Origin of the sequence: Streptomyces inusitatus (assembly GCF_014651115.1) — a bacterium.
Taxonomy (GTDB): domain Bacteria; phylum Actinomycetota; class Actinomycetes; order Streptomycetales; family Streptomycetaceae; genus Streptomyces; species Streptomyces amakusaensis.
Window position 1 is genome coordinate 1 of record NZ_BMWG01000037.1, and the last position, 23,008, is coordinate 23,008.

The window sequence follows — 23,008 nt, forward strand, 5'->3', positions numbered from 1 at the left end:
AGTTGGTGACGAGTTCCGTGACGAGGACGGCCAGGTCGTCCGTGCCGTGGGCGAGGCCCCAGGCGTCGAGACAACGAGCGGTGTCGGCACGCGCCAGCCCCGGGGCGTGGATGGTTGAGAGGTAGACCCGGCGGTGACGCTCAGGGTCCAGGGGGGAGGCAGGCATTCTTACCAGTTGTACTTTCGGCTCGGCGGTCACGGGGTCGGGCGGTACGGGCTCACCGTTGCGGCTGGGCAGCCGGTTCCGTATGTCGGCCAGACCGGCGAGCATCGTGGTCAGCAAGTCCTGTGAGCGGGGTGCCCACCCGACGGCCGGGGCGACGGTGGCCCGCATCTCGGCGGTCGCCGGGTGCCTAACGTTCGTCATGTCTGCGCCCCTGAGCGCGTGGGCCGTCCGGGGCCGTGACTACTGCCGCCGGGGACTCGTGACGATCGGCGGAAAGGCACACCGCGAAGGCGTCGGTGTGGTCCAAAGCGGCGGACACGCCTGGATCGTCAGTGACGACGCCGTCGATCAGAAGCGCGGAGATCAGCCCGGTGACCGCCGGCCACATAGGGCGGCCGGCAACTGGGCTTTCGGAATCCGCCGGATCAACATGAGCGGCCACGACCACCCAGTCGCGCGCCTCGGCGTAGGTGTGAAGCCTCGCGATCATGAGGGGCGAGCTGGTGTAGAGCGCAACCCGGATCCGGGCGATACCGCTGCTCAGAGTCTCCGAACCGGGCTGGAGCGATATGCCGCTCGCCGCGTCAGCGAGGCGGTGGCGGCGAGCACGCTGCTGTCCTGTGGGGGCCATGGGAACACGATCCCGTCCCCCTGCACGCGCGTGAAGAAACGCCCCGTACGGCTGGACGAACCGTCAGGTTCGCCACTCATACGAGGCGTGCGACTCTTCAAACCTCAACTGCGTTCGCCCATAAGCGGCGTACGAGTCAGAGGGCGGTACGCCGGTTGGCCGGGGGGAAACCGCCCTGGGCAGGTGCCACTCCGATCAGCTTGGAGACACGGCGCAGCCGCGCTGTGCTGCCCTGGCTGACCCGCTGGACGATCACTGATGGCAGCGCCTGGTGGCGGGCCCACTCCGGCGCGGCGAGCAGAACCGTCTCCAGGGTCTCCAGGGACCTGTCCCACATCTTCGCGTCGGCCTGTGCCAGAGCCTTGTCCACGGAGTACCGGTTCCGTGCCGCGCCCGACAGAGCACCTTCGTGCGCCGGAGTGATACCCGAGATCAGATCCAGCGCCTTTCCGGTCTGGCCGAGAGCGAGCGTGATACCCACAGCCTGCGTAGTAGCGGTCACCGGCCCGAAGACGGTTCCATGGGCCCGGTGCTCCGCCCCCATGCGTGCCCCTGTGGCGTGCGACTGGGAGAGATAGTCAGTCGCTCGGTCCTCTGCACCCAGTCGGGATGCGACAACGGCCGCGAAGTTCACATGACAGCCGTACACGGCCAACTGCTCCACCGTGGCGGTCGAGAACCGAGGCTCAATGTCGACGGCAGCCTGCTCCGCCAGCACCATGGCGTCCTTCAGACGTGCGTCCCGCAAATACACCCAGGAACGCCCCGACAGAACGAGTGCGGGCCGCAGGCCATCTGCGGCCTGGGCCGCAGCCCTTTGTGCGTGGCCGATGGCGGCGTATGCCAGATCCCGGTTGCTGAGCAGATTGGCCACATAGGCGGCGAGCCGGTAGGCGTCCGCGAGCAGCCCGTAGGCTTCCGCCTGTTCACCGACGGGCTGATCGTGGAGCCGGGCCACGGTCTGTTCCAGCAGGGGCCGCGCCAGCGCCCCTGCTTCCAGGTACTCCCCGCGCCAGTAGGTGTCCCAGCACCTCGCCGTGGTCTCCCGCAGCTCCTCGATGGCCGGGCTTGCGACATCGGGGGGCAGTACTCCGGCTGCGGTGTCGTGGACAGTCCGGGAGAGGTCCCGGAGCATCGCCCTGTCGGCGATCCGCATGCTGCGGCGCGGCGCTTGCTGGCCCAGAATGACGGACGTGTCGACGCCGAGGGCGTCCGCGATCCGCATCAGGGTGCGCAGAGTCAGACGTTTGTCCTGCTCGGCCTGCTGGATGGTCGGCAACGACAGGTCGGTCATTTCGGCGAGGTCGGATTGCAGGATCCCCTCGCCCCTCAAGGCCTTGATCCTCTGCCCGGTGGTGTAGTCACTCCACTGCGGCATGCTGGTCTCCATTCCTGGCATCCACTGGGAACGATACTCCGGAAGGGCCTTACCGCATCCGGCTGTTGATCCCTTCGATTGGGTCAGGTGCGGTCGATCTGCCGTCGAACCGAGGAGAAAATATGACGACCTTCGCGGAGGAGCTGGTGGCCGTCGGCGGCCGGCTGGTTGGTTGTGATCCCGTCGCAGGACTACCGGGCCAGGAAGGTGAAGCCCGCACATGCCCCGCTCTTCGACCGTTTGGTCGGGGCGGCCGTGGAGGTGGTGACGCTGCCGCACGAGTCGGCGAACCGGGACGCGTGCGAGTCGGCCAACGCCGAGCTGCTCAGGCGGGCGGATCGACTCGTGGCGGTGTGGGACGGCGGTCCGCCGTCCGGGAAGGGCGGGACGGCGGACACGGTGGAGCTAGCCGATGTGCCCTGAAGCCGTTCAGAAGCGCCAGGGCCATGGCACCGGCGGTGGGCCGGTTCCTTCGCTGATCGGGCGAGCAGGCACTCTGGCCCGATTGGCCATGCCCGCTTCATGCGGTAGCTCGATCGGGCGGTTTCGCCTTCGGCCGCGTGCCTTCCTTGCGGCCCGCTAGTAGTACGTACGGTCATGGGAATCGGTGACCGGCATCAGAAGAAGGATGTTGAAGCGGCGCTGAAGAGGGCGGAGGCGGCCGGGCTCAAGGTGACGCATGACAAGAACCGTCATCGGTGGGGTTGGGTCATCTGCTGCCCTTGCAATCAATCGCAGGCGGTGTACAGCACACCCCGTAACACAGGAGATGAGGCGAGCAAGATTGACCTATTCATCAAGAACCACCGAGGCCACGCGTAAATGGCATTTCACACTGCATCTCCAGGAGCCGCTGACACCGGAACAGGCGGACACCTTGGATGGGCTCGACCGATTCAACGATGGCCGGATCGGCCGTGTGGAGAGCCCCGGACACACGGAGTTCAGCTGTCTGTTCACGGCGGAGGCCTTGACCGAAGCCATCGCGGAGGCACTCGGCTTCTTTGAGGACTTTCCCGGAGTCCTTGTTCAAAGCGTGGAACTGAACGCCGTTGCGCTCGACCACAATGGCATGGCGACTCCGGCCGTGGTGCGACTGCCCGAGTAGCGGCCCTGGTGGGAGTTCGGCAGGGCGGTGATCTTCTCGGGCCTCGCCTGCTCGTTCAGCCGCAGCGCCTCACCCCTTACCCGAATGACGTGGATGCACAGGGCCTCGCCCAAAGGGCCGCCACGTTTCTTGCCCGGCGGCCTTAACCAGCAGCCCCGTTTGGCCCCGGGCGGCCCGTGAGCCATGGTGGCCGTGGGGCGGGCGGTTTCCCGTGCGGCCCCGGCGACTTGGGGAGGGTACAGGGATGAAGAGGCTGGTGGCGCGTGCGTGGCGGGGGATGCGGGGGGCGTGGCAGTGGAGGGTGCTGTGGCTGACGCAGGCGACGTTCATGGTGGGGGTGACGGGGGTCGTGCGGGACGGGGAGGGGCGGGTGCTGCTGCTGAAGCATCGGTTGTGGCCCGAGGGGCGGGAGTGGGGGATGCCGAGTGGATACGCGCTCAAGGGGGAGGAGTTCGGGCAGACGGTGGTGCGGGAGGTGAAGGAGGAGACGGGGCTGGACGTGCGAACAAAAAGGCTGCTGGTGCTCAACAGCGGGTTCAGGCTGCGGATGGAGGTGGTCTATGAGGCGGAGCTGGTCGGGGGGACGATGGAGATCGACTCCTTCGAGATCCTGGAGGCGGGGTGGTTCACCCCGGACGAGCTGCCGGAAGGGCTCCAGGAGGCGCACCGGAAGCTGATCCTGGGAGAAGGCGTCAGCTGAGCAGCCAGCGCGGACCGGTCTCCTGGTCCAGCGCCCAGGCGTACTGGCAGTCGGCGGACTCCACGGTGAGCCCGAACTCGTGCAGATCCGGGCTCCCGGCCTCCAGCCAGCCGTCCCAGGCCTGCTCCAGCTCGTCGGCGAGCCGGCGCGGGCCGCCCTGAAGGGCCGTCGGGGGCTGTCCGGGCCGGACCGAGAGGGTCGCCCAGGAGGAGCGTCCGTCGTGGAGCTGGGCGGTGACCTCGCCGGGGCCGTCGGCGCGGGCGGCGATGCGTACGTCGGGCAGCGCGACCCGCAGGGCGAACCGGAGGTGGCGGTCCTCGCGCAGCTCGCCCGGATCCCGCTCCCAGGAGCGCTCGGCGCACTCCGGGCCGGTGGCGCGGACGAGGGAGAAGTCCTCCAGGGCGGGGCGGGCGCCCCGGGCGGGCGGGAAGCGGGCCAGGCCCCGCACCCAGCCGCTCGCCGAGCGGCCGTCCCCGGCGACGGTGAGGGCGACATGGCCGAGCCGCCCCCAGGGGGTGACGATCCGGCCGCCGGGCCGGGTCTGGGCGACCCACGCCCAGGGGATGCGGTCCACCGCGTAGGCGGCGATCACCCCGTCGTACGGCGCGGAGCGCGGATGCCCGGCGGTGCCGTCGCCCAGCTCCACCGCGACCCGGACCCCGGCGGTCTCCAGCCGCTTCTGGGCCGCCGAGGCCAGCCCGGGATCCACCTCCACGCTGGTCACCCGGTCCGGGCCGGTGCGGTGGGCCAGCAGCGCGGCGGTCCACCCCGTGCCGGTGCCCAGCTCCAGCACTCGCTGGCCGGGCTTGGGCCCCAGGGCGTCGAGCATGTCCGCCACCACCCCCTGGCAGGGCAGACCGGCGGCCTCCCGGCCCGCCACGACCTGGGTGACGGTCGCCGTCTCCGGGTCCGGATAGACGGCCTCCGCCCACCGGCGGACATCCACCTCCCGGTCGACCGGCGCGAACGCGCCGCCGTCCGGCCGCCACAGCCGGTCCGGGGCGAACAGATGGCGGGGCACGGCGTCCATCGCCTCCCGGACCCACGGCGAGCGCCCGGGCCAGGCGCCGCAGCGGTCCATCGCCTCCGCGAGACGCCGATGCCGCTCGGCGAAGAGGGCCGCCACCGCTACTTCTCGTGCTCGCGCATGTGCTTTCCCCTTCAACAGAGGCCTGTGAGCACATGGTGGCGCACGGTGACACCGGCGGGGTAGACGGCCATCCGGGTGACACGGGAGCACGATGGGCCCGGCCCCGGGCCGCCCGAGCCCCCGGGGCCGCCCGTACCGTGTGGCGGACGGCCCGCCCACCGACCCCCGGAGAGGAACCCATGAGCACCACTGCCCTCATCACCGACATCGGCTCTCTCGTCACCAACGACCCGGCGCTGGGCGACGGATCCCCCCTCGGCCTCGTCCACGACGCCGCCCTCCTCATCGAGGGCGAGACGGTCGCCTGGGTCGGCCCCGCCGCGTCCGCCCCCGCCGCCGACACGGTCCGGGACGCGGGCGGCCGGGCCGTGATCCCCGGCTTCGTCGACTCGCACTCCCACCTCCTCTTCGCGGGCGACCGCACCGAGGAGTTCAACGCCCGGATGTCCGGACGCCGTTACGAGGCCGGCGGCATCCGCACCACCGTCGCCGCCACCCGGGCCGCCACCGACGCCGCCCTGGAGGCCAACCTCCTGCGCCATCTCGGCGAGGCGCTGCGCCAGGGCACCACCACCTTCGAGACCAAGTCGGGATACGGCCTCACCGTCCACGACGAGGCCCGCGCCGTGGAGATCGCCGCCCGCCACACGGAGGAGGTCACCTATCTCGGGGCGCACATCGTTCCGCCCGACTTCGCCGACGACCCGGCCGGCTATGTCGCCCTCGTCACCGGCGAGATGCTCGACGCCTGCGCCCCGTACGCCCGCTGGGTCGACGTCTTCTGCGAGAAGGGCGCGTTCGACGGGGACCAGGCCCGCGCCGTCCTCACCGCGGGCCGGGCGAAGGGGCTGACGCCGCGCGTGCACGCCAATCAGCTCGGGTACGGGCCCGGGGTCCAGCTCGCCGTCGAGCTTCAGGCGGCCAGCGCCGACCACTGCACCCATCTCACCGACGCGGACGTCGACGCGCTCGCGAGCGGGAGCACGGTCGCCACCCTGCTGCCCGGCGCGGAGTTCTCCACGCGGGCGAAGTGGCCCGACGCGCGGCGGCTGCTGGACGCGGGGGCGACCGTCGCGCTCTCCACGGACTGCAACCCGGGCTCCTCCTTCACCTCCTCCATGCCGTTCTGTCTCGCGCTCGCCGTACGGGACATGGGCATGACCCCCGACGAGGCCCTCTGGTCCGCGACCGCGGGCGGGGCCGCCGCCCTGCGCCGCACCGACATCGGACGGCTCACCCCCGGGTCCCGGGCGGATCTGGCGCTGCTGGACGCGCCCAGCCATGTCCACCTCGCCTACCGCCCGGGCGTCCCCCTGGTGACGGACGTCTGGCGGCGAGGCCGCAGAGCCGTCTGAGCCCCGGTCAGGGGAGCAGATGCGCGTACGCCTCCGGGGCCCCGCGCAGAAAGTCCCCGAAGCTCGTCGCCGGACGGCCGGTGAGCCTCGGCACGGCGTCCGAGACGGCGGACATCTCGCCCGTCGCGACGGCCTCGTACGAGGTGACCCAGCCGGCCAGCTCCCACGACGGGGCCCCGTACCCGGCCCGGGAGGCGTACGCCTCGTCCCGGGTCTCCGGCTGGTAGACGATCTCCCGCCCGGCGAAGCGGCTCAGTTCGGCGGCGGCCTCGGCGAGGGTCAGCGCCGCCGGGCCGGTCAGATCGTGGGTGCGGCCGTCGTGCTCGTCGGAGAGGAGTACGGCGACGGCCGCGTCGGCGATGTCGTCGTGCGCGACGGCGGAGACCCGGCCCGCCCCCGCCGGGCCCCGGATCACCCCGTCCGCCCCGGCCATCTGTGCCAGCGAGGAGAGATAGAAGCTGTCCCGCAGAAAGGTGTGCCGCGCCCCGGAGGCGCGGATGTGCTCCTCGGTGTGCCAGTGGTCCCGCGCGAAGGTGAAGGTCGCGTCGGGCGCGGCCCCCAGGAAGGACACGTACACGATCCGCTCCACCCCCGCCGCGACGGCCGCGTCCACCGCCGTCCGGTGATCGCTCACCCGGTCGGGGGCCTCCCGCGCGGAGACCAGGAACAGCGTCCGCGCACCGTCGCACGCCCGGCGCATCGCCTCCCCGTCCCCGTACGCGGCGGGCGGCGCGAGCGCGCTCCCCTCGATCAGGGGCAGCCGCTTCGGGTCCCGGCCCAGCAGCCGGGGTGTGAGCCCCGCCGTGCTGAGGCGGCGGGCGATCCGCCCGCCGATCCGTCCGCTGGCTCCGGTGACGGCGATGGCTGGGCTCATGGCTGCTTCCGCTCTCCTCGGTGGACGATCCACGCGTACGGGAAGAGTCTGCTCCAGCCGCCCCGCGAACGCGCCCCGGGACCGCCGGTCAACCGGTGCCGAACCAGACCTCGGCGATCGCGGGGAGATCCGCGCCCGCCGGGACCGGCACCTCCCGCAGATACCAGGGCAGATCGCTGTACACATGCAGCAGGGTGTACGCGAGGAGTACGGCGGGCTCGAAGCTCTCGCCGTACGCGGAGAGGAAGCGCCGCAGCAGCCCCGGGTCGCCCCGGGTGAGGAACAGGCCGACGGCGACGAGATCGTAGGCCCGGTCGCCGATCATCGCGGGCTCGAAGTCGAAGAGCCCGCTCAGGCGCCGCCCTTCGGGGTCGAGAAGGAAGTGTTCGCGCATGAACTCGGTGTGCAGCAGCGTGCGGCGCGGACTCCTGGGCAGCGCCACCGAGTCGAGGAAGTCGGGGATCCGCTCCAGCAGCGCGGCGGGCAGCCCCCGGGCGCGCTGCTGCTCGACGGCGGCGGAACGGCGGCGGTCGAGGAAGGTGCCCCAGTCGCCGGGGAGTGTTTTCAAAGTGGCGTCGTCCGCCCGTAGGGCGGGTCTGGCGGGGTCTGGTGCGTGCGATCGCAAGGCGGAGGAGGGAGTCGACGCGGAGCGTCGGCGACTGACGACAACGCAGCGAGCGGGCGTGCCAGGGCACGGCGGACAGACGGGACTTTGAAAACACGACCTAGGACCGAGGACGTCGGCCAGCGGCTCGGGGTCGAGCGCGTGCAGCGCCGCGAGGGTCTCGCCCGCCTCGGTGGTGATCCGCTCCCGGTCCACGGCAGGCAGCCGCTCCCAGAGCGCCGCGAGGCCGGTGCCGGGCAGCCGGGACATCAGCACGTACCGCCAGCCGTTGACATACGCCCCGGAGGCTGTCACCGAGGGGGTGGGGACCGGCAGCCGCCCCCGGAGATGCTCCAGTACGCGGGTCTCGGTGACGGCGTCGGAGGCCGACGCCTTGGGGAAGAGCTTGAGCACCTGGGCCCCGCCCACCGCGTAGACCGGCTGTGTCCCCTCGGGGAAACGCGTCAGCCGGGCCCCGGCGAACCCCAGCCGGGCGCACAGCTCCTCGGCCCCGGGGCGCATCACGCTCTCGTCGGGGACCACCGCGTCCCACTGGGCGTCGGTCTCCACCACAGGCAGCATGGTGAGGACCGTAGGCCGCCCCGCCGGGCGGCGGCAACGCAGTTGATGACGTACTACGGCGGACCCGAGCCGTTCAGCCAGAACGCCCCGTACACCGCCGCGATCGCCGCCGCGCCCCCGATCACCGCCCGGGCCGTGGCGGGCCTCGCGCGGGCCAGGGCGAGGGCGGGCGGGATCAGCAGGGGGAAGGCGGGCAGCAGCAGCCGGGGCTTGGAGCCGAAGTAGCCGGACGCGCCCAGGGCCAGTGCCACCACGATCCCGCAGTACACGAGGAGGGCGAGGTGCTGGCGCTGGGCCACGCCTTTCGCGTACAGCCAGATCACCAGGGCCACCCCGGCGAGCAGCGCCACCCCGCCGGGGAACCCGGGGCCCGCGAGCAGCCCGCCGACGAACCGGGCGAAGGCCAGGCCGCCGTCGAAGCCGTTGCCCCACTCGGCCTGCACATCGAGATAGCCGAGGAGACTCCCGGTGCGCGACCCCGCCCACAGGACGTATCCGGCCGCGCCGAGCGGGGCCAGCGCCATGCCCAGCGCCATCCGGCCGCGCGGCGCGCCCTCGCGCCGCCACAGCGTCAGCGCCGTCACCCACACCGCCGCCGCGACCGCGAGACCGACCGGCCGGGTCAGCCCGGCGAGCGAGGCGAGCACCCCGGCGGCGAGCCAGTTCCCGCGTACCGTCGCGTACAGCGCCCACGCGGCGAGCGCGACGAAGGGGGATTCGCTGTACGCCATGGACTGCACGATCCCGACCGGCAGCGCGGCCCAGAGCGCGACTGTGAACAGCGCCGGGCGCTCGCCGTGGAGTTCGGCGACGAGCCGGAAGATCCCCCAGGCCGCCAGGGGCCCCGCGACCGCGCTGATCAGCAGGCCCGCGTCGGGCGGGCCGAGCGGGGTGAGCGCCGAGACGCCGCGCTCCAGCCACGGCAGCAGCGGGAAGAAGGCCATGTTCGAGAGGACCCGGCCGTCGGGGGCGGTCAGCGTGAAGTCGTAGCCGTGCTCGACCACGCGTACGTACCAGAGGGAGTCCCAGCGCTCGGCGAGCAGCACCCGGGCGTCCCGGCCCGCGAGGGACGACCAGAGGAAGAGGACCGCGAGACAGAGCGCGCGGACGCCGATGTAGAGGAGGAGCGCGGGGCGGGCGCGCCGGAGCGCCTCCTGAGCGGACGACGGCATGCCGGATCCTTCTCGTACGGGTCTACGGGTCCGGCAGTGACCGGGGCGCGGGCGGGAGAGGTGGGACTCAAGCCTACCGGCCGCTCCCCGGCCGCTTCCCGGCCGCCGTGGGGTCCCGCCGGGTCAGGGCCGTGGCCTGAGCCGGACCGGCAGCTCGCCGACGCTGTTGCCGACGAAGCTGGCGTGCCGGGGCAGCTCGGCCTCCGGGACCGCGAGATCCAGTTCGGGGAAGCGGGTGAAGAGGCCCGCCAGGGCGATCTCCGCCTCCATCCGGGCCAGCGGCGCGCCCAGGCAGTAGTGCGCGCCGTGCCCCAGCGACAGATGGCGGGGGCCGTCGGCGCGGGTGACGTCGAAGCGGTCGGCGTCGGGGCCGTGGGCGGCCCGGTCGCGGCCGGCCGCCGAGTACCCGGCGAGGACGGGGGTGCCCCGGGGGATCACCGTGCCGTCGACGGTGATGTCCTCGGTGGGGTAGCGGAAGGGGAAGTAGCTGACCGGGCTGTCCCAGCGCAGCGTCTCCTCGACGACATCGGCCCAGCTCGCCCGCCCGGAGCGGACGGCGGCGAGCTGCTCGCGGTCGGCGCAGAGCGCCCGTACCGCGTTGCCGATCAGATTCAGGGTGGTCTCGTGCCCGGCGACGATCGTCAGCAGCAGGGTGCCGATCAGCTCCCGCTGGCTCAGCCGGTCGCCGTCCTCCTCGCGGGCGGCGATCAGCGCGCTGGTCAGATCGTCGCCGGGGTGCTCGGCGCGGTCCGCCGCGATCGCGCTCAGCAGCGCCACCAGCTCCTGGTTGGCGGCGATCGCCTCCTTGGGCGCTATGACGGTGCTGACTACCTGGTTGGAGAGATGGTGCAGCCGTTCCTGATGGGCGTCGGCCACCCCGAGGAGGGCGCAGATCACGCTCAGCGGCAGCGGCAGCGCGAAGTTCTCGCGGAGGTCGACCACGCCGTCCCCGGTGTCGGCCGCCGCCGCCGCGAGGCCGTCCAGCAGCCCGGCGGTGACCTTCTCGACGCCCGGGCGCAGGGCGGCCACCCGGCGGCCGGTGAAGGCCTTGGTCACCAGTGAGCGCAGTCTGCGGTGGTCGTCGCCGTCGGCGGTGGTCATCCCGGGGACGGTGGCGAAGGTGTGCAGCGGCCACCCCTTCGGTATCCGGCCCTCTTGCAGCGCGGTGAAGTGCCGGGGGTCCTTGGCGACCTCGGGCCGGGAGAGGAAGTCCTTGAGCGCCTCGTGGCCCAGCACCGCCATGCCCGGGACCTCGCCCGGCAGCACCACCTCGGTGACGGAGCGCCCGGCGGCGAGCAGCCGGGCGTTGGCGGCGTGCGGGCAGCCGCCGCCCGGGTCCATCCGGTGCGGCGGTGGAAGCGGTGGCGGCGCGGCGGCGGAAGCGGAAGCGGTGGTGCGGGAACTCTCCGGGGTCTGGCTCAACTCGGCTCTCCTGGCGGTGAGTCGTGACGGGAGACGGCTCCGGCCGGGCACTTCGCCGCCGTGAGCGGTTCCCCCGACACAAGGAGGTCCGGCCGGGCGGGCGGCGGCAGCTGGGGCCGGGTGAAGCGCACCGGCAGCGCGGCGAGCCCCTTGCTCCAGGGCGATTTGACCCAGGACAGCTCGGACTCGGGCACCGCCAGCTCCAGATCGGGCAGCCGGTGGCGGATGGTGTCCACGGCGGTACGGGTGATCAGCCGGGCCGGGTCCTGCGCCGGGCAGGCGTGCGGACCCGCGCCGAAGGCCAGATGCGAACGGTTGCCGATCACCGGGGTGCCGTCCTCGGGCAGTACGGCGGGATCCTGGTTGGCCCCGGCGAGCCCCAGCAGCAGCATGTCCCCGGTGTGGACGCGCTGGCCGCCGAAGTCCAGGTCCCGGGTGGCGTAGCGGGCCGGGAAGTTCTGGGTCGGCGGATGCCGCCAGAGCACCAGGTCGAGCGCGTCGTCCACGCTGAGATGGCCGACCGTGAGCGAGGAGCGGAACGCCGGGTCGCAGAGGAGGATCCGCAGCGTGGTGGAGATCCAGTTGACGGTGGTCTGCTGTCCGGCGACGAACATCACCACCAGGTTGTGCAGCACCTCCTCGTCGGTGAGCGCGGCCGGGTGCCGCAGCAGCGCCGAGGTGACATCGTCGCCGGGCCGCTGCCGCTTGTGCTGGATCAGGGTCTGGAGGATCGCGTTCATCCGCCGGCTGGCGTTGACCGAGTCGGCGTTGGCGACGACCATGCCGGTGATCGCCTGCGCCAGGAGCTGTCCGGTGGGCTCGTCGAGACCGAGCAGCCCGATGATCACCCGTACCGGGAGCTTCCGGGCGTACTCCGGGACGAGGTCGGCCTCGCGGCGGTCGGCGAAGGAGGCGATCAGCTCCTCGGCGGCGGCCCGTACGGTACGGCGGAGCTGATGGCCGTTGATCTCGTCGAGGGCCTCGGAGACCGCCGTGCGCATCCGCCGGTGCTGCTGTCCGTCGGCGAAGAGGAGCGCCGGACGCCAGCCGATGATCGGCATGATCGGGGAGTCGGGCGGCACCCGGCCCTCGCGCAGCAGGCTCCAGCGGCGCGGGTCGTGGGAGAAGTCCTGCTCGTCGCGGGTGAGCCGGAGCAGCTCGCGGTGGCCGATCACCAGCCAGGCCCCGACGCCCGGGGCGATGGTGACGGGGGCCACCGGGCCGTGCGCCCGCCGCAGCCGCTCGTAGAGCGCGGGCATGGCGTCGCCGTCGAGGTCCGGCCCGTAGAGCGCGGTCGGGGCCAGCCGGTGGCCGCCGCCGTTCGGCGCGGTGTGCGGGGGCCCGTTCACAGGGACTCCGTCGCCGTGGAGCCGGCCGGTGCGGGCGCGGGAGCGACGGCCGGGGCGGATGCCGGAGCCGGGGCGGGCGGGGGCACGAGGCCGTGCGCCTCCGGGGGAGCGGTGTCGATCAGATGGCCGAGCAGGGCGATCAGCACCTGCACCGAGGAGCGCAGATTCCGTGCGTCACAGGCCACCAGCGGGGTGTCCGGCAGCAGATCGAGCGCCGCCCGCAACTCGTGCTCGGTGTACTGGGGGCTGCCGGGGAAGACATTGACCGCGACGGCGAACGGCAGCCCGAGATCCTCCAGATTGCCCAGCGCGTCGAAGGACGCGGCCAGATCGCGGGTGTCGACCAGCGCCAGCGCCCCGAGCGAGCCCTTGGCCAGATCGCGCCAGGCGGGCAGGAACCGCTGCTGGCCGGGGGTGCCGAAGAGATAGAGCACCAGCGCGCCGTCGATGGTGATCCGGCCGAAGTCCAGCGCCACGGTGGTGGTGGTCTTGCCCGGGGTGAGCACCGTGTCCACCCCGGCCCCCGCCTGCGTCATCATCGCCTCGGTGGACAGCGGTTTGATCTCCGAGACGGTGCCTATGAGGGTCGTCTTGCCGACCCCGAGCGGGCCGACCACCAGGATCTTCGCCGCGCCCACGACTCCGGCGCTCACATACTTCCCCGGCTGGGTGCCGGGGCCGGGGGTGTCCCGGGTCCGCCCCGTGTGCGGGCCCGGTTGTCCCGACGCCCGGTCCGGGTCGTCAGAGACGGCTTTCGAGGCCATGGAGGACCTTTCTGAGCATGGTCACATCGGTGTGTTCGGCCGGGGGAATGGGCGGACGGATCACGATCAGCCCCCAGGCGACGAGGTCGGAGAGCAGCACCTGGACGACCGAGGGGGGCTGGCCGAGATGCGCCGCCACCTCGGCTACCGACAACAGGCCCTGACAGTGGGTCAGGATCTTGTGATGTTCCGGCTGGAGGGACGGCGGGAACGCCGCGTCGGTCGCCATCACCAGGGTCTCCCAGGCCAGCGGCTCGCCGCCGGTGTCCGAGCGCCCTCTGGTGATCACATACGGGCGTACCGCCGAAGGCGTCCGATCCTCCGGACGGTCCGTCATGAGGAGTCGGTCACCGGATCCCTCGGCTGACTGCTCAGATGCGCGCCGATCTTCGCCACCAGCAGTTGCATCTGCTGCGCCACCAGCCCCACATCGGCCTCGGTGTCGGTGGCGACGCCCAGGTGCGCGCCGATTCCGGCGTGGGTGAAGAGGACGAAGCCGTGCTCGGACTCCAGCATGAGCTGCCGTACGCCCGCGCCCCGGCCGAAGAGCAGCGCGGCGGTGGAGCGGCCGGTCATGGTCATGGCGGCGCAGGCGGCGGAGAGCGCCTCGGCCTCGGCCACGCTGAGCGAGGAGACCGGCCCGGTGAGCCGCTCGGCGGAGGCGTGGCCGAGCCGCAGCCCGTCCTCGGAGACCACCACGGCGTGCCGGACGCCGGGGATCTCGGTCAGGGGGCGGAGCATCCAGCCCAGGTCGGGGAGTCTGGTGATGGTCCCGGTCACGGCCGGCCTCCATGGTGCGCATCGGTGTGGTCGGTGTGGGGTACGCGGTCGGGGTCGGGGGTGTCGTGGGCCACGGCCGCCCGGCCGCGCCGGGAGCCGGACACCACACTGGCGACCGAGGCCCGCGCGGCCTCCGGCGTCCAGGCGGGCCGGTCGGCGGGGAGCTGCGGCGCGGCGGGCGGCTGGGGTGTCAGCGCCGTCTGGGCGGCGGCCTCCACGGCCGCCCCCCGGCGGCTGCGCCTGCGGGGGAGCGCGCCGGGCGCGGCCCCGCCCGGCGGCCGGGCCGGATGGTGCTGGGCCGCGCCCTGCCGGTCGGCGGCCCCGGTCTCCGCCTCCTGGCGCTGGTCGTGCTTCTGGTCGTGCTTCTGGTTCCGGTCCTGGTTCCGGTCCTGGTCCTGGTCCGCCAGGGAGTGCTGGGGCGCGTCGGAGTAGGCCTCGGGCGGCGCGGGCGTGCCCCGGTACCCCTCGGCGTACGCCCCCGGGTCCCGGCCGCCGCCGCCGTCCCGGCGTCCGCCGGAGACGGTGACCGGGGTGTCCCGGCGCGCCCCGTCCCGGCCCCGGGCGGGACCCTGAGCGGGACCCTGGGCGGTGCCGGACCGGTCGGCCGTCAGCCGGTGCGCGCCGGAGCCGGAGCCGGCGTCCTCGTACGCGTACCCCGGTCCGTCCCCGCCGGGCGCGGCGCGCTTGCGGGCGGCGCGCCCGGGCAGCTCGCTCCGCCGCCGGCCGGAGCCGGAGAAGTGCGAGAGCGGCTCGGTGAGCAGCCGGTACGGGACGAAGGCGACCGCCCGGGTGCCGCCGTAGGCCGAGGTGCCGGTCAGCTCGACGCTGAAGCCCAGCTCCCGGGTCCAGCGGCCGACGCAGGCGAGCCCGAGGCGGGGCACCGCGCCCAGCTCGGCCAGGTCGAGTTCGTCGCGCAGCCGGGCGGTCGACTGGCGCAGCACATCGGCGGGCATGCCCAGGCCCGCGTCGTCGATCTCCACCACCGCGCCCGCGCCCACCTCGCGCACGGTCACCACGACCTGGGTGCGCGAGGGGGAGAAGACGGTCGCGTTCTCCAGGAGTTCGGCGATGGCGTGCATCAGCCCCTCGACGACGGGCGGCACCGCGTACAGCGTCTGCCCGCCGTGCACCTCGATCCGGTTGAACTCCACGATCCGCGACTGGGCGCCCCGGACGCAGTCGTAGAGCGAGACGGGCTGGGTCTCCCGCCGGGCGGGCCAGATCCCGCACATCACCAGCAGGGTCTGCGCCTTGCGGGTCATCTGCGCGGCGGCGTGGTCGGCCTTCATCACCTCGGCCATCAGCCGGGGGTCCTCGATGGTCCGCTCCACCCGGTCCAGCACCTGCTGCTGGACGGTGGCCATGGCGTGCATATTGCGGGCGACGGACTCGAAGGCCGCCTGCACGGAGTCGCGCAGCACCCGCTCCCTGCGCACCGCCTCGTCCGAGCCGAGCGCCGTCACGACCGTCTCCAGCGCCCGGGCGAACTCGTCGCCGGTGTCGGCGGCCGGCGCGAGCGGGCCGGGCGCGGAGTCCAGTCGTTTCCCCGCGCGCCGCAGTTCGGCGATCGCGGGCAGCCGCACGGTGGCCAGCCGGGTCACCTCGGCGGCCCGGGCGCGGGCCGTGCGGCGGTCCCGGGCGCTGCGGGCGCGCTCGGCCCGCAGCTGCCGGGCGAGGGTCACCGCCCAGCCGAGCGCCAGCACGGCGCTGGCGGCGCAGGCCCAGGCGAGGATCTGCCGGAGCCCCACCCGGGTGTACTGGTCGGTGAGCGCCGTCGCTCCGGCGACGGCGGCCAGGGCCGCCGCCGGCCACCAGGGGGAGGGGCCTCTGTCGCCCGGTTCGGCTCCGGCACCCCTTCCGTTCACCACGAGGGCCCCGACCCGCCGGGTCGAGGGGGCCTGCTCGACCTGGGGTCCGAGGGGACCACGACGTAGACCACGACCACGAAGACCGAGCCTTTCACGAGGACTTGCGGAACAGCCGAGCCCCTCGGGGCACGGGCGCGGGACACGGAATCGGGAGTCGCGCCGCACTCCCGGGGGGAAAGGGAGAGCAGTCCGAATCCTACGATCAACGGACCTCGTTCGAATGTGGGATGGCCAAGTCGCCTGAGATTGTGCTGTCTTCCCCGGCCGTTCCTGCTGATTCCCCATCCGTCACTTCTGCACCATCAGCACCACAGGCCTCAGAACCTCCATGAATTCGCCACAAGTTGGCCGGGGTTCCCTACCCTGGAGGGGTACGGACCGGTACCGTCGCCAGCGGGGAAACCGGGAATGCCGGGCAATTGGGCAGGGCCCGGAGCGGACCGGGGCGGGGCGGGGCGGGGTCGGGGGTTCACAGTGAGCGGCGTGCACGCCGGCGACGGCCGGCTCCGGGGCGGAGTGCGGGTCGAGGTGGTCGCACCCGCCGCGCTGACCGACCGGGACCTCACCGCCTGGCGGCTGCTGCGCGCCCGCTCCGGCGCACCCGCCAGCCCCTTCATGGAACCCGAGTTCACCCGCGCCATGGGCCGGGTCAGCCCCGCCGCCCGGGTCGCGGTGCTCCGCCGGGGCGAGGAGCCCGTCGGCTACTTCCCCCACGAGCGCGGCCCGCTCGGCCGGGGCCGGGCCATCGGCATCGGCGTCTCCGACTGCCAGGGCGCGATCCTCGCCCCCGGCCTCGGCATCACCGCGCGCGAGCTGCTCACCGCCTCCTCGCTGACGACCTGGCGGTTCGACCACCTCGAAGCGGGCCAGGACCTCTTCGCCCCCGCCGCCGCCGAGAGCTTCGACTCCCCGGTGCTCGACCTCCGCGAGGGGTACGAGGCCTACGAGCGGGCCCTGCGCGCCTCCTCGCCCGCCTTTCTGCGCACCACCCGCGCCAAGGAGCGCCGGCTCGAAAGGCAGCGCGGCGAGGTCCGCTTCGTCCACGACGAGCGCGACCCCGCCGCCCTGCGCACCCTCATGGAGTGGAAGTCCGCCCAGTACCGCCGCACCGGCCGGGGCGACCGCTTCGCCAAGGGATGGATCAACGAGCTGGCCCGGCTGCTGCACGGCAGCACCGCCCCCGGCTGCTCCGGCGTCCTCTCCGTGCTGTACGCGGCGGACCGCCCCGTCGCCGCCCACTTCGGGCTCCGCTCCCGCACCGTGCTCGCCTACTGGTTCCCGGCGTACGACCCGGAGTTCGCCCGCTACTCGCCCGGGCTGATCCTGCTGCTGCGGATGGCCCGGGCCTCGGCCGCCGCCGGTACGCACCTCCTCGACCTGGGCCGGGGCCCGGCCCGCTACAAGGAATCGCTCAGCACCGGACGGCTCACCGTCCAGGAGGGCTCCGCCACCCGGCCCGGCGTGGGGGCCGCGCTCCACTGGGCCGGCCGCGAACCCGCGCGCCGCGTCCACCGCTTCGTACGGGACCGGCCCAGGCTGGCCGGATACGCCCGGCGGACGCTGAACCACATCGGCAGACTGCGCGCCGGCTGACGGCGGGCGCCCCCCGGGCCCCGTCCCCCGGGCCCCGGCCGGGACCGGCCGCCCGTGTCGCTCACACACCCGAGGAACATCACATGGACAACCCACCGAAGCCGGGCCCCCTCCAGGTCGCCCAACTCGACCTGGACGGGCCCGAGGGCGCGGTCCTGGCCTTCGGCCCCGCCCCGGACGGCGGTGCGGAGATCGACGGCGGCGACGTCTACGCGCTGATACGGCTGCGGGGCCGCCCCGTCGCCACCCTCGTCTGCCGGATCCCGCCCGGCCGCCCCCCGGCGGACGCCGTGGCCGCCGAGGCCCGCGCCCTGCTCGCCCGCACCCCCGAAGCGGCCCCCGCCTCCGCCGTACCGCCGCCGCTCCCGCCCCGGACCTCCGTCGTCGTCGCCACCCGCGAACGCGCCGAACAGCTCGCCCGGGCGCTCGACTCGCTGCTCGCCCAGGACCACCCCGACTACGAGATCGTCGTCGTCGACAACGCGCCCACCACCACCGCCACCAGAGACCTGGTCGAGAAGGAGTACGACGGCCGCGTCCGCTACGCCCGCGAGGACGTCCCCGGCCTCGCCGTCGCCCACAACCGGGGCGTCGCGATCGCCGACGGCGAGATCCTCGCCTTCACCGACGACGACGTCATCGCCGACCCGCACTGGCTCACCGCGCTCACCGAACCCTTCACGGCCGACCCCGGCCTCGGCTGCGCCACCGGACTGATCCTGCCCGCGCGCCTCGGCACCCCCGCGCAGATTCTGCTGGAGAGCCACGGCGGCTTCGCCAAGGGCTTCACCCCCAAGACCTACGACCCGGCCGCCCCGCCCGCCGACGAACCCCTCTTCCCCTTCACCGCCGGCAGCTTCGGCTCCGGCGCGAACATGGCCTTCCGCGCCCGCGCCCTGCGCGACGCGGGCGGCTTTGACCCCGCCACCGGCACCGGCACCCCGGCCCGGGGCGGCGACGACCTCTACGCCTTCGTCAGCGTCCTCGCCGCCGGACACCGCCTCCGCTACACCCCCGAGGCGCTCGTCTGGCACCACCACCGCGAGAGCTGGCGGGACCTGGAGAACCAGGCGTACGGATACGGCGCCGGGCTCACCGCGTACCTCACCGCACTGCTGGTCCGCCACCCCGCGCTCCTCCCCGCGCTGCTGCGGAAGCTTCCGCGCGGCCTCGCCCACGCCCGGACCATCACGGCCCACCGCGACCCCGGCGCGGCGGCCGTCCCCGGAGCGCACGGAGCACAGGACTACCCCTGGCCGCGCCGCCTCTCCCGGCTGGAGCGCCGTGGCATGCTGGCCGGTCCGCTGGGGTACGCGAAAGCCCGCCGCCGGGTCCGGGGCATCAGACCGCCGTGGCACGGCCGTACCGAGTAAGAGGCCTCAGACATGAGTGACGGCAGAGGGGCGGCGACGCCCCGGATCCCCGTACTGCTCTACCACGCCGTCATGGACGATCCGCCGGAGTGGATCGCCGAGTTCACCGTCTCGCCCGGGCAGTTCACGGCGCAGCTCGACGCGGTGGCGGCAGCCGGGCGCACACCCGTGACGATCAGCGCGCTGGTCGCCGCCCTCCGGCACGGCGCGGAGCTGCCCGAGCGGCCGGTGGTGATCACCTTCGACGACGGCTTCGCCGATCTGCCGTGCTTCACCGCCGAGGCCCTCGCGGAGCGCTCGATGCCCGCGACGGCCTATCTGACCACCGGGGCCATCACCCCGGGCGGGCGCAGTCTGCTGCCCCCCGCGCCGATGATGACGCTCTCCCAGGTCCCGCTGCTGGAGCAGTACGGCATGGAGATCGGCGCCCACACGGTGACCCACGCCCAGCTCGACACCCTCCCGGCCGCCGCGCTCCGCCGCGAGCTGCGCGAGCCCAAGGAGGTGCTGGAGCAGCTCCTTGGGCATGAGGTGGCGCATCTGGCCTACCCCCACGGCTACCACAGCCGGGGGGTGCGCCGGGCCGCGCTGCGCGAGGGGTACGCCTCCGCCGCAGCGGTCCGGCACGCCCTCAGCTCGCGGCGGGACGAGGCGTACCGCATCTCGCGGCTGATCCTCCGCCGTACGCACACGGTCGCGGACATCGAGGAGTGGATGGCGGGGCGCGGGGCCCCCACGGCCCCGCTCCCCACCTCGCCCGCCACCGTCGGCTGGCGGTTCTACCGGCGCGCCCGCGCGGCGGTGAAGGGCGATGTCTTCGCGGGCTGACCGCTGACCGGCCGACCGGCCGCCCGCCCGCCGGGGTCAGCGGTGGGGCTGGCGGAAGTGGGGGTCGGCGGCGGCGGTGCCCAGCGCGCGCCAGGAGGAGTCGCGGGCCAGCGAGAGATCGCAGCCCGGCCCGGGGTCGCGCCAGTTCCACTGGAGCGCGGCCCCCACCCCCTCCAGGGACTTCACCACCCGGGGCACCTCCCGGTACCACTGGGCCTGCGCCCCGGGCTTCGACGGATCGTCGGCGGTGCCGAACTCCGGCAGCATCATCGGCTTGGTGTCCGAGATGTTCTTCCGGAGCCAGTCGTGCGGCCCGCGCTGGGTCTGTTCAAAGCTCTGCCACTCCGCGTCGTGGCAGCGGAAGTAGTTGTACTGGTTGTAGCCGATCCAGTCGACGTACTCGTCGCCCGGGTACAGCGCGCGGAACAGCTTCTGGTTGCCCGGGTAGCCGGTGACGTTCCAGACCCAGATCGCGTTGGCGGCCCCCAGCTCGCGGAAGCGGTCGTGGATGTGCCGGTGGGCGGCGACGAAGTCGGCCGGGGCGCCGTCCTCGGGGATCCGGGTGTCCATCTCCAGGTCGAAGGAGAGGAAGACCGGCCTGCCGTACTCCCTGATCCGTTTCGCCTGGACGTCGACGACGGCCTTGTCGAGCTTCCCCGCCGCGATCTCCTTCCAGCGCGGCTGCCGGTCCTCGCCGCCGCCCCACCACTTGCTCTCCCAGGACAGCAGCAGCATCCGGTCCTCGCCGACCCGCCGCTCCTGCTCGGTCAGCAGGGTGCCCTCCAGACCGTCCCCGCCCCTGGACATGTCGTGATACGTGTAGACGATGTCCAGCCTGCGGCCGAGACGCTGCTCGTACGCGAGGACCTTCTCCTCCAGGTCGGGCTTGTCGTGCCGGACGTACGCGCCGAACCAGGCCCCGCACGGCGGCACCAGAAGCTCGTTCGGCGCGCACCGGGGGTCGGCGGACGGGCCGTCGTCGCCGGTGAACTGCGGTACGGCGAGAACGGCGGCGAGCAGCGCCCCGGCGACGGCGGCGGGCAGCGCCCACGGCCTGCGTCGGCGGCGCGGGGACTCGGGCATCGTGATCAGCCTTTCCGTGGCCGGGGGGCACAGGCGGCGGCCGTGGTGAGGAGCGTGAGCGCGATCAGTACGCGCGGGCCGCTGAAGGCCTGGGCGGCGATCAGCGCGGTGGCGCAGACGACGGCCGCGCTCAGACTCAGACCCACGGCCAGGACCAGCCGCTCGATCCGGTCGGAGTCCCGCTCGAAGCCCTCGTCCCAGCTCTCGGCCGGGCCGAGGGCGCGGTGCCCGCCCAGCGCGGGGCCGCAGAACGCCAGCAGGGCGGCCCCGGGGCCGAGCAGCAGGAAGAGCGCGACCGGTGCCACCCGTATCGCCGATCCGGCGGGCAGCGCGGTGGCGGCGAGCGCCAGCCAGCCCGCGAGGGCCGGGAGCGCGCGGAGGGCGAGTGTCATGGGGTCTCCTTCCCAGGGGCTTCGGCGGTCGGCGACTTGAGCCGGAAGACCGCTCCGGCGCTGTTGCGGCCGACCTCCTCGAAGAGCGGCGAGGACGCCACCGAGCGCTCGATGCGCCGCAGCTCCTCGCCGGTGAGCATGCCGTTCATCTCGGAGTTGGCGATCTGTCCCCGGGTGAGCAGCAGATACCCGCGCGCGGGAGCCGTCACCCCGCTCATGTCCCGGGCCAGGGTGCCCGCCGGGTCCTTGAGGATCTTGTCGACGTGCTCCTTGGCGTCGTCCAGGAACCAGTAGTGGCCGACGTCCCAGTACGAGGCGTACGCGAGCGGGTAGTTGCGGTGGGCGGCGACCACCAGCGAGCCCTTGGGGGCCTGCTCGAACACCCCCCGCACCAGGGAGACCTCCTCCGGCGGGAAGTAACTCAGCCGGTCCTTGCCCGCGTAGCTCGGCACGAACAGCGCGGTCAGCGTCAGCAGCACCACCGGCGGGGCCACCGCGTACCACACCCCCGTCGCCGGGCGCGGGGCTCCGGAGCCGTCCGGCTCGGCGGCCAGCGGCCGGGCCGGGGGCAGCAGCGCGGCGGCGGCGAAGAAGCAGAGCGCGGGCAGCATGAACATCAGCACCCGGAAGATCATTTCGCTGCCGTAGTCATTGGCGACCGCCATCAGCAGCGGCACCCCGGCCAGCAGCAGCAGCGGTCTGGCGCGGTGGCGCAGCAGCTTCCCGCCGCGCAGTACGCCCACGGCGGCCAGCAGCACCACCCCGGCGGAGAGCAGCCGCGCGGTCCAGGAGACCACCAGCGCCCCGGTGCCGGTGGGGGTCGCCCCGTACCCGGTCTCCAGATTGTCGGCCACCTTCCCGAAGGAGCTGATCATGTCGGGCACCGCCTCCCGGAGGAACGGCAGCGACGCGGTCAGATTCCAGGCGAGGAAGACCACGATCAGCGCGAGCAGCAGGGTCCAGTCCCGGTAGCGCCGCATCAGCGCGAGCGCGGCCAGCCCCACCGCCAGCATCACCGGGGTGAGCTGGTGCGCGATGACGATGGCGGCGATCAGCGGTACGAGCAGGGCGAACCACACCAGCTGCCGGGAGCGGCGGCCGGGCGCGGGGCGCTCGGCCCGGCGCAGCGCGACGGCGACGACGCCCAGATAGAGCGCGAAGGCGAGCGACTGGGGCGAGAAGTAGTCCTGGCCGACCCAGTTGGCGACGTAGAACAGCCAGACGGCGGTCCAGATCAGCCTGCGGTCCTGGGTGAAGGTCCGGTAGATCAGCAGCAGCGGCGCGAGCAGCAGCAGCGAGGAGATCAGCGGCCACCAGGCCATGAAGGCCAGCGCGTTCTCCGCCCCGGTGAGCCGTACCAGCGCGGCCTGCGCCGCGAAGAAGCCGGGCCACTGGTCGTACACCGCCATGTCGCCCAGCTCTTCACCGCGCTGGAGCCGGCCGGCGGTCAGCAGATGCTCGATCACCGCGTCGTGCTTCCACGCCCACGCGTAGAGCGGGGTGGGGTAGACCGCCGCCTGGGTGGCGCGCTCCATCACCAGCAGGACCAGGGTGTACGCGAGCGGCCACCGGTTGCCGCGCGCGGGATCCCGGACACAGAACCAGAAGCCGGCGGTCAGCACCGCCAGACCGGCCCAGAAGACGGCGGGGAGTTCGGCGAGCAGTCCGTAGTCGCTCAGCTCGGAGACGTCCGTGAGCGACACCGCGACCGCCCACAGCACCAGCGCGACCACCGGCGGGGCCGCGAGCGGCACGAGGCTCCGGAGGCGGGCCCGGTCGGTGAACCGGGCGAACCCGGTGGATCCGGTGGGGGCGGCCGGGGGCCGGGGGTCAGGG

General features: G+C 73.4%; 22 protein-coding genes and 2 pseudogenes. 8 read left to right on the forward strand and 16 right to left on the reverse strand.

Going from position 1 to position 23,008, the window contains the following annotated elements:
- The 3 genes and pseudogenes from IE247_RS32540 to IE247_RS32550 all read right to left on the reverse strand — a co-directional run.
- Window positions 1-367 (reverse strand): annotated as a pseudogene (locus IE247_RS32540) (hypothetical protein); the annotation flags it as partial.
- A complete protein-coding gene (locus IE247_RS32545; RefSeq protein ID WP_190126963.1) occupies window positions 354-797 on the reverse strand; it encodes a hypothetical protein in 444 nt (147 codons plus the stop codon). The gene IE247_RS32545 and the pseudogene IE247_RS32540, both read right to left, overlap by 14 nt.
- Window positions 798-933: 136 nt before the next feature.
- The gene (locus IE247_RS32550) at window positions 934-2,175 is read right to left on the reverse strand and encodes a helix-turn-helix domain-containing protein (protein ID WP_190126964.1); all 1,242 of its coding nucleotides are present in this window, start codon (window positions 2,173-2,175) and stop codon (window positions 934-936) included.
- Window positions 2,176-2,306: 131 nt separating this feature from the next.
- On the opposite strand from IE247_RS32550, the pseudogene IE247_RS32555 reads away from it, so the two are divergent.
- The 4 genes and pseudogenes from IE247_RS32555 to IE247_RS32565 form a co-directional block, all read left to right on the forward strand.
- A pseudogene (locus IE247_RS32555) lies at window positions 2,307-2,598 on the forward strand (hypothetical protein); the annotation flags it as partial.
- Between the two features lie 174 nt (window positions 2,599-2,772).
- On the forward strand, window positions 2,773-2,997 hold the full coding sequence (locus tag IE247_RS34670) for a hypothetical protein (protein WP_229869504.1): 225 nt from the start codon (window positions 2,773-2,775) through the stop codon (window positions 2,995-2,997).
- A complete protein-coding gene (locus IE247_RS32560; RefSeq protein WP_190126965.1) occupies window positions 2,945-3,283 on the forward strand; it encodes a hypothetical protein in 339 nt (112 codons plus the stop codon). Before IE247_RS34670 ends, IE247_RS32560 begins: the two co-directional genes overlap by 53 nt.
- Window positions 3,284-3,527: 244 nt before the next feature.
- Window positions 3,528-3,983 (forward strand): NUDIX domain-containing protein, encoded by a 456-nt coding sequence (locus IE247_RS32565; protein WP_190126966.1) that lies wholly within the window; start codon window positions 3,528-3,530, stop codon window positions 3,981-3,983.
- Here IE247_RS32565 and IE247_RS32570 read toward each other — a convergent pair.
- The gene (locus tag IE247_RS32570; RefSeq protein ID WP_229869505.1) at window positions 3,976-5,109 is read right to left on the reverse strand and encodes a methyltransferase domain-containing protein; all 1,134 of its coding nucleotides are present in this window, start codon (window positions 5,107-5,109) and stop codon (window positions 3,976-3,978) included. The genes IE247_RS32565 and IE247_RS32570 overlap by 8 nt on opposite strands.
- A gap of 203 nt (window positions 5,110-5,312) precedes the next feature.
- Between IE247_RS32570 and hutI the strand changes: the two genes are divergently transcribed.
- Window positions 5,313-6,488 (forward strand): imidazolonepropionase, encoded by a 1,176-nt coding sequence (hutI, locus tag IE247_RS32575; RefSeq protein ID WP_190126967.1) that lies wholly within the window; start codon window positions 5,313-5,315, stop codon window positions 6,486-6,488.
- A 7-nt stretch (window positions 6,489-6,495) separates the two neighbouring features.
- On the opposite strand, the gene IE247_RS32580 is transcribed toward hutI, so the two are convergent.
- The 9 genes from IE247_RS32580 to IE247_RS34675 form a co-directional block, all read right to left on the reverse strand.
- Window positions 6,496-7,362, reverse strand: a complete 867-nt coding sequence (locus tag IE247_RS32580) for an NAD(P)H-binding protein (protein WP_190126968.1) — start codon at window positions 7,360-7,362, stop codon at window positions 6,496-6,498.
- 88 nt (window positions 7,363-7,450) lie between these two features.
- Entirely contained in the window at window positions 7,451-8,548 is a 1,098-nt protein-coding gene (locus IE247_RS32585; RefSeq protein WP_190126969.1) for a phosphotransferase family protein, read from the reverse strand.
- A gap of 53 nt (window positions 8,549-8,601) precedes the next feature.
- Window positions 8,602-9,720, reverse strand: coding sequence for a glycosyltransferase family 39 protein (locus tag IE247_RS32590; RefSeq protein ID WP_190126970.1), 1,119 nt, complete (start codon window positions 9,718-9,720; stop codon window positions 8,602-8,604).
- 123 nt (window positions 9,721-9,843) lie between these two features.
- Window positions 9,844-11,061, reverse strand: a complete 1,218-nt coding sequence (locus IE247_RS32595) for a cytochrome P450 family protein (protein WP_190126995.1) — start codon at window positions 11,059-11,061, stop codon at window positions 9,844-9,846.
- 77 nt (window positions 11,062-11,138) lie between these two features.
- Window positions 11,139-12,491, reverse strand: coding sequence for a cytochrome P450 (locus tag IE247_RS32600; protein WP_373305642.1), 1,353 nt, complete (start codon window positions 12,489-12,491; stop codon window positions 11,139-11,141).
- On the reverse strand, window positions 12,488-13,255 hold the full coding sequence (locus IE247_RS32605; protein ID WP_190126971.1) for a GTP-binding protein: 768 nt from the start codon (window positions 13,253-13,255) through the stop codon (window positions 12,488-12,490). The genes IE247_RS32600 and IE247_RS32605 overlap by 4 nt, the downstream gene beginning before the upstream one ends.
- Window positions 13,233-13,592, reverse strand: a complete 360-nt coding sequence (locus IE247_RS32610; protein ID WP_190126972.1) for a DUF742 domain-containing protein — start codon at window positions 13,590-13,592, stop codon at window positions 13,233-13,235. Before IE247_RS32610 ends, IE247_RS32605 begins: the two co-directional genes overlap by 23 nt.
- Window positions 13,589-14,035 (reverse strand): roadblock/LC7 domain-containing protein, encoded by a 447-nt coding sequence (locus IE247_RS32615; protein ID WP_190126973.1) that lies wholly within the window; start codon window positions 14,033-14,035, stop codon window positions 13,589-13,591. Before IE247_RS32615 ends, IE247_RS32610 begins: the two co-directional genes overlap by 4 nt.
- Window positions 14,032-15,900, reverse strand: coding sequence for an ATP-binding protein (locus IE247_RS34675; RefSeq protein WP_229869506.1), 1,869 nt, complete (start codon window positions 15,898-15,900; stop codon window positions 14,032-14,034). Before IE247_RS34675 ends, IE247_RS32615 begins: the two co-directional genes overlap by 4 nt.
- 519 nt (window positions 15,901-16,419) lie before the next feature.
- Between IE247_RS34675 and IE247_RS32630 the strand changes: the two genes are divergently transcribed.
- The 3 genes from IE247_RS32630 to IE247_RS32640 all read left to right on the forward strand — a co-directional run bounded on the left by IE247_RS32630 (window position 16,420) and on the right by IE247_RS32640 (window position 19,697).
- Window positions 16,420-17,496: a GNAT family N-acetyltransferase gene (locus IE247_RS32630; protein WP_229869508.1), complete on the forward strand. Its 1,077-nt coding sequence runs from the start codon at window positions 16,420-16,422 to the stop codon at window positions 17,494-17,496.
- 83 nt (window positions 17,497-17,579) lie between these two features.
- Entirely contained in the window at window positions 17,580-18,869 is a 1,290-nt protein-coding gene (locus IE247_RS32635) for a glycosyltransferase family 2 protein (protein WP_190126975.1), read from the forward strand.
- A gap of 12 nt (window positions 18,870-18,881) precedes the next feature.
- Window positions 18,882-19,697, forward strand: coding sequence for a polysaccharide deacetylase family protein (locus tag IE247_RS32640; RefSeq protein WP_229869507.1), 816 nt, complete (start codon window positions 18,882-18,884; stop codon window positions 19,695-19,697).
- Window positions 19,698-19,733: 36 nt separating this feature from the next.
- Here IE247_RS32640 and IE247_RS32645 read toward each other — a convergent pair whose 3' ends face one another.
- From IE247_RS32645 to IE247_RS32655, 3 genes are read right to left on the reverse strand one after another with little or no spacing between them, the layout of a single operon-like run.
- Complete coding sequence (locus IE247_RS32645) at window positions 19,734-20,780, reverse strand: glycoside hydrolase family 26 protein (protein ID WP_190126976.1); 1,047 nt, start codon at window positions 20,778-20,780, stop codon at window positions 19,734-19,736.
- Between the two features lie 5 nt (window positions 20,781-20,785).
- Window positions 20,786-21,172, reverse strand: a complete 387-nt coding sequence (locus IE247_RS32650) for a DUF8471 domain-containing protein (RefSeq protein WP_190126977.1) — start codon at window positions 21,170-21,172, stop codon at window positions 20,786-20,788.
- Complete coding sequence (locus IE247_RS32655; protein ID WP_190126978.1) at window positions 21,169-22,926, reverse strand: glycosyltransferase; 1,758 nt, start codon at window positions 22,924-22,926, stop codon at window positions 21,169-21,171. Before IE247_RS32655 ends, IE247_RS32650 begins: the two co-directional genes overlap by 4 nt.
- Window positions 22,927-23,008: the final 82 nt, after the last annotated feature.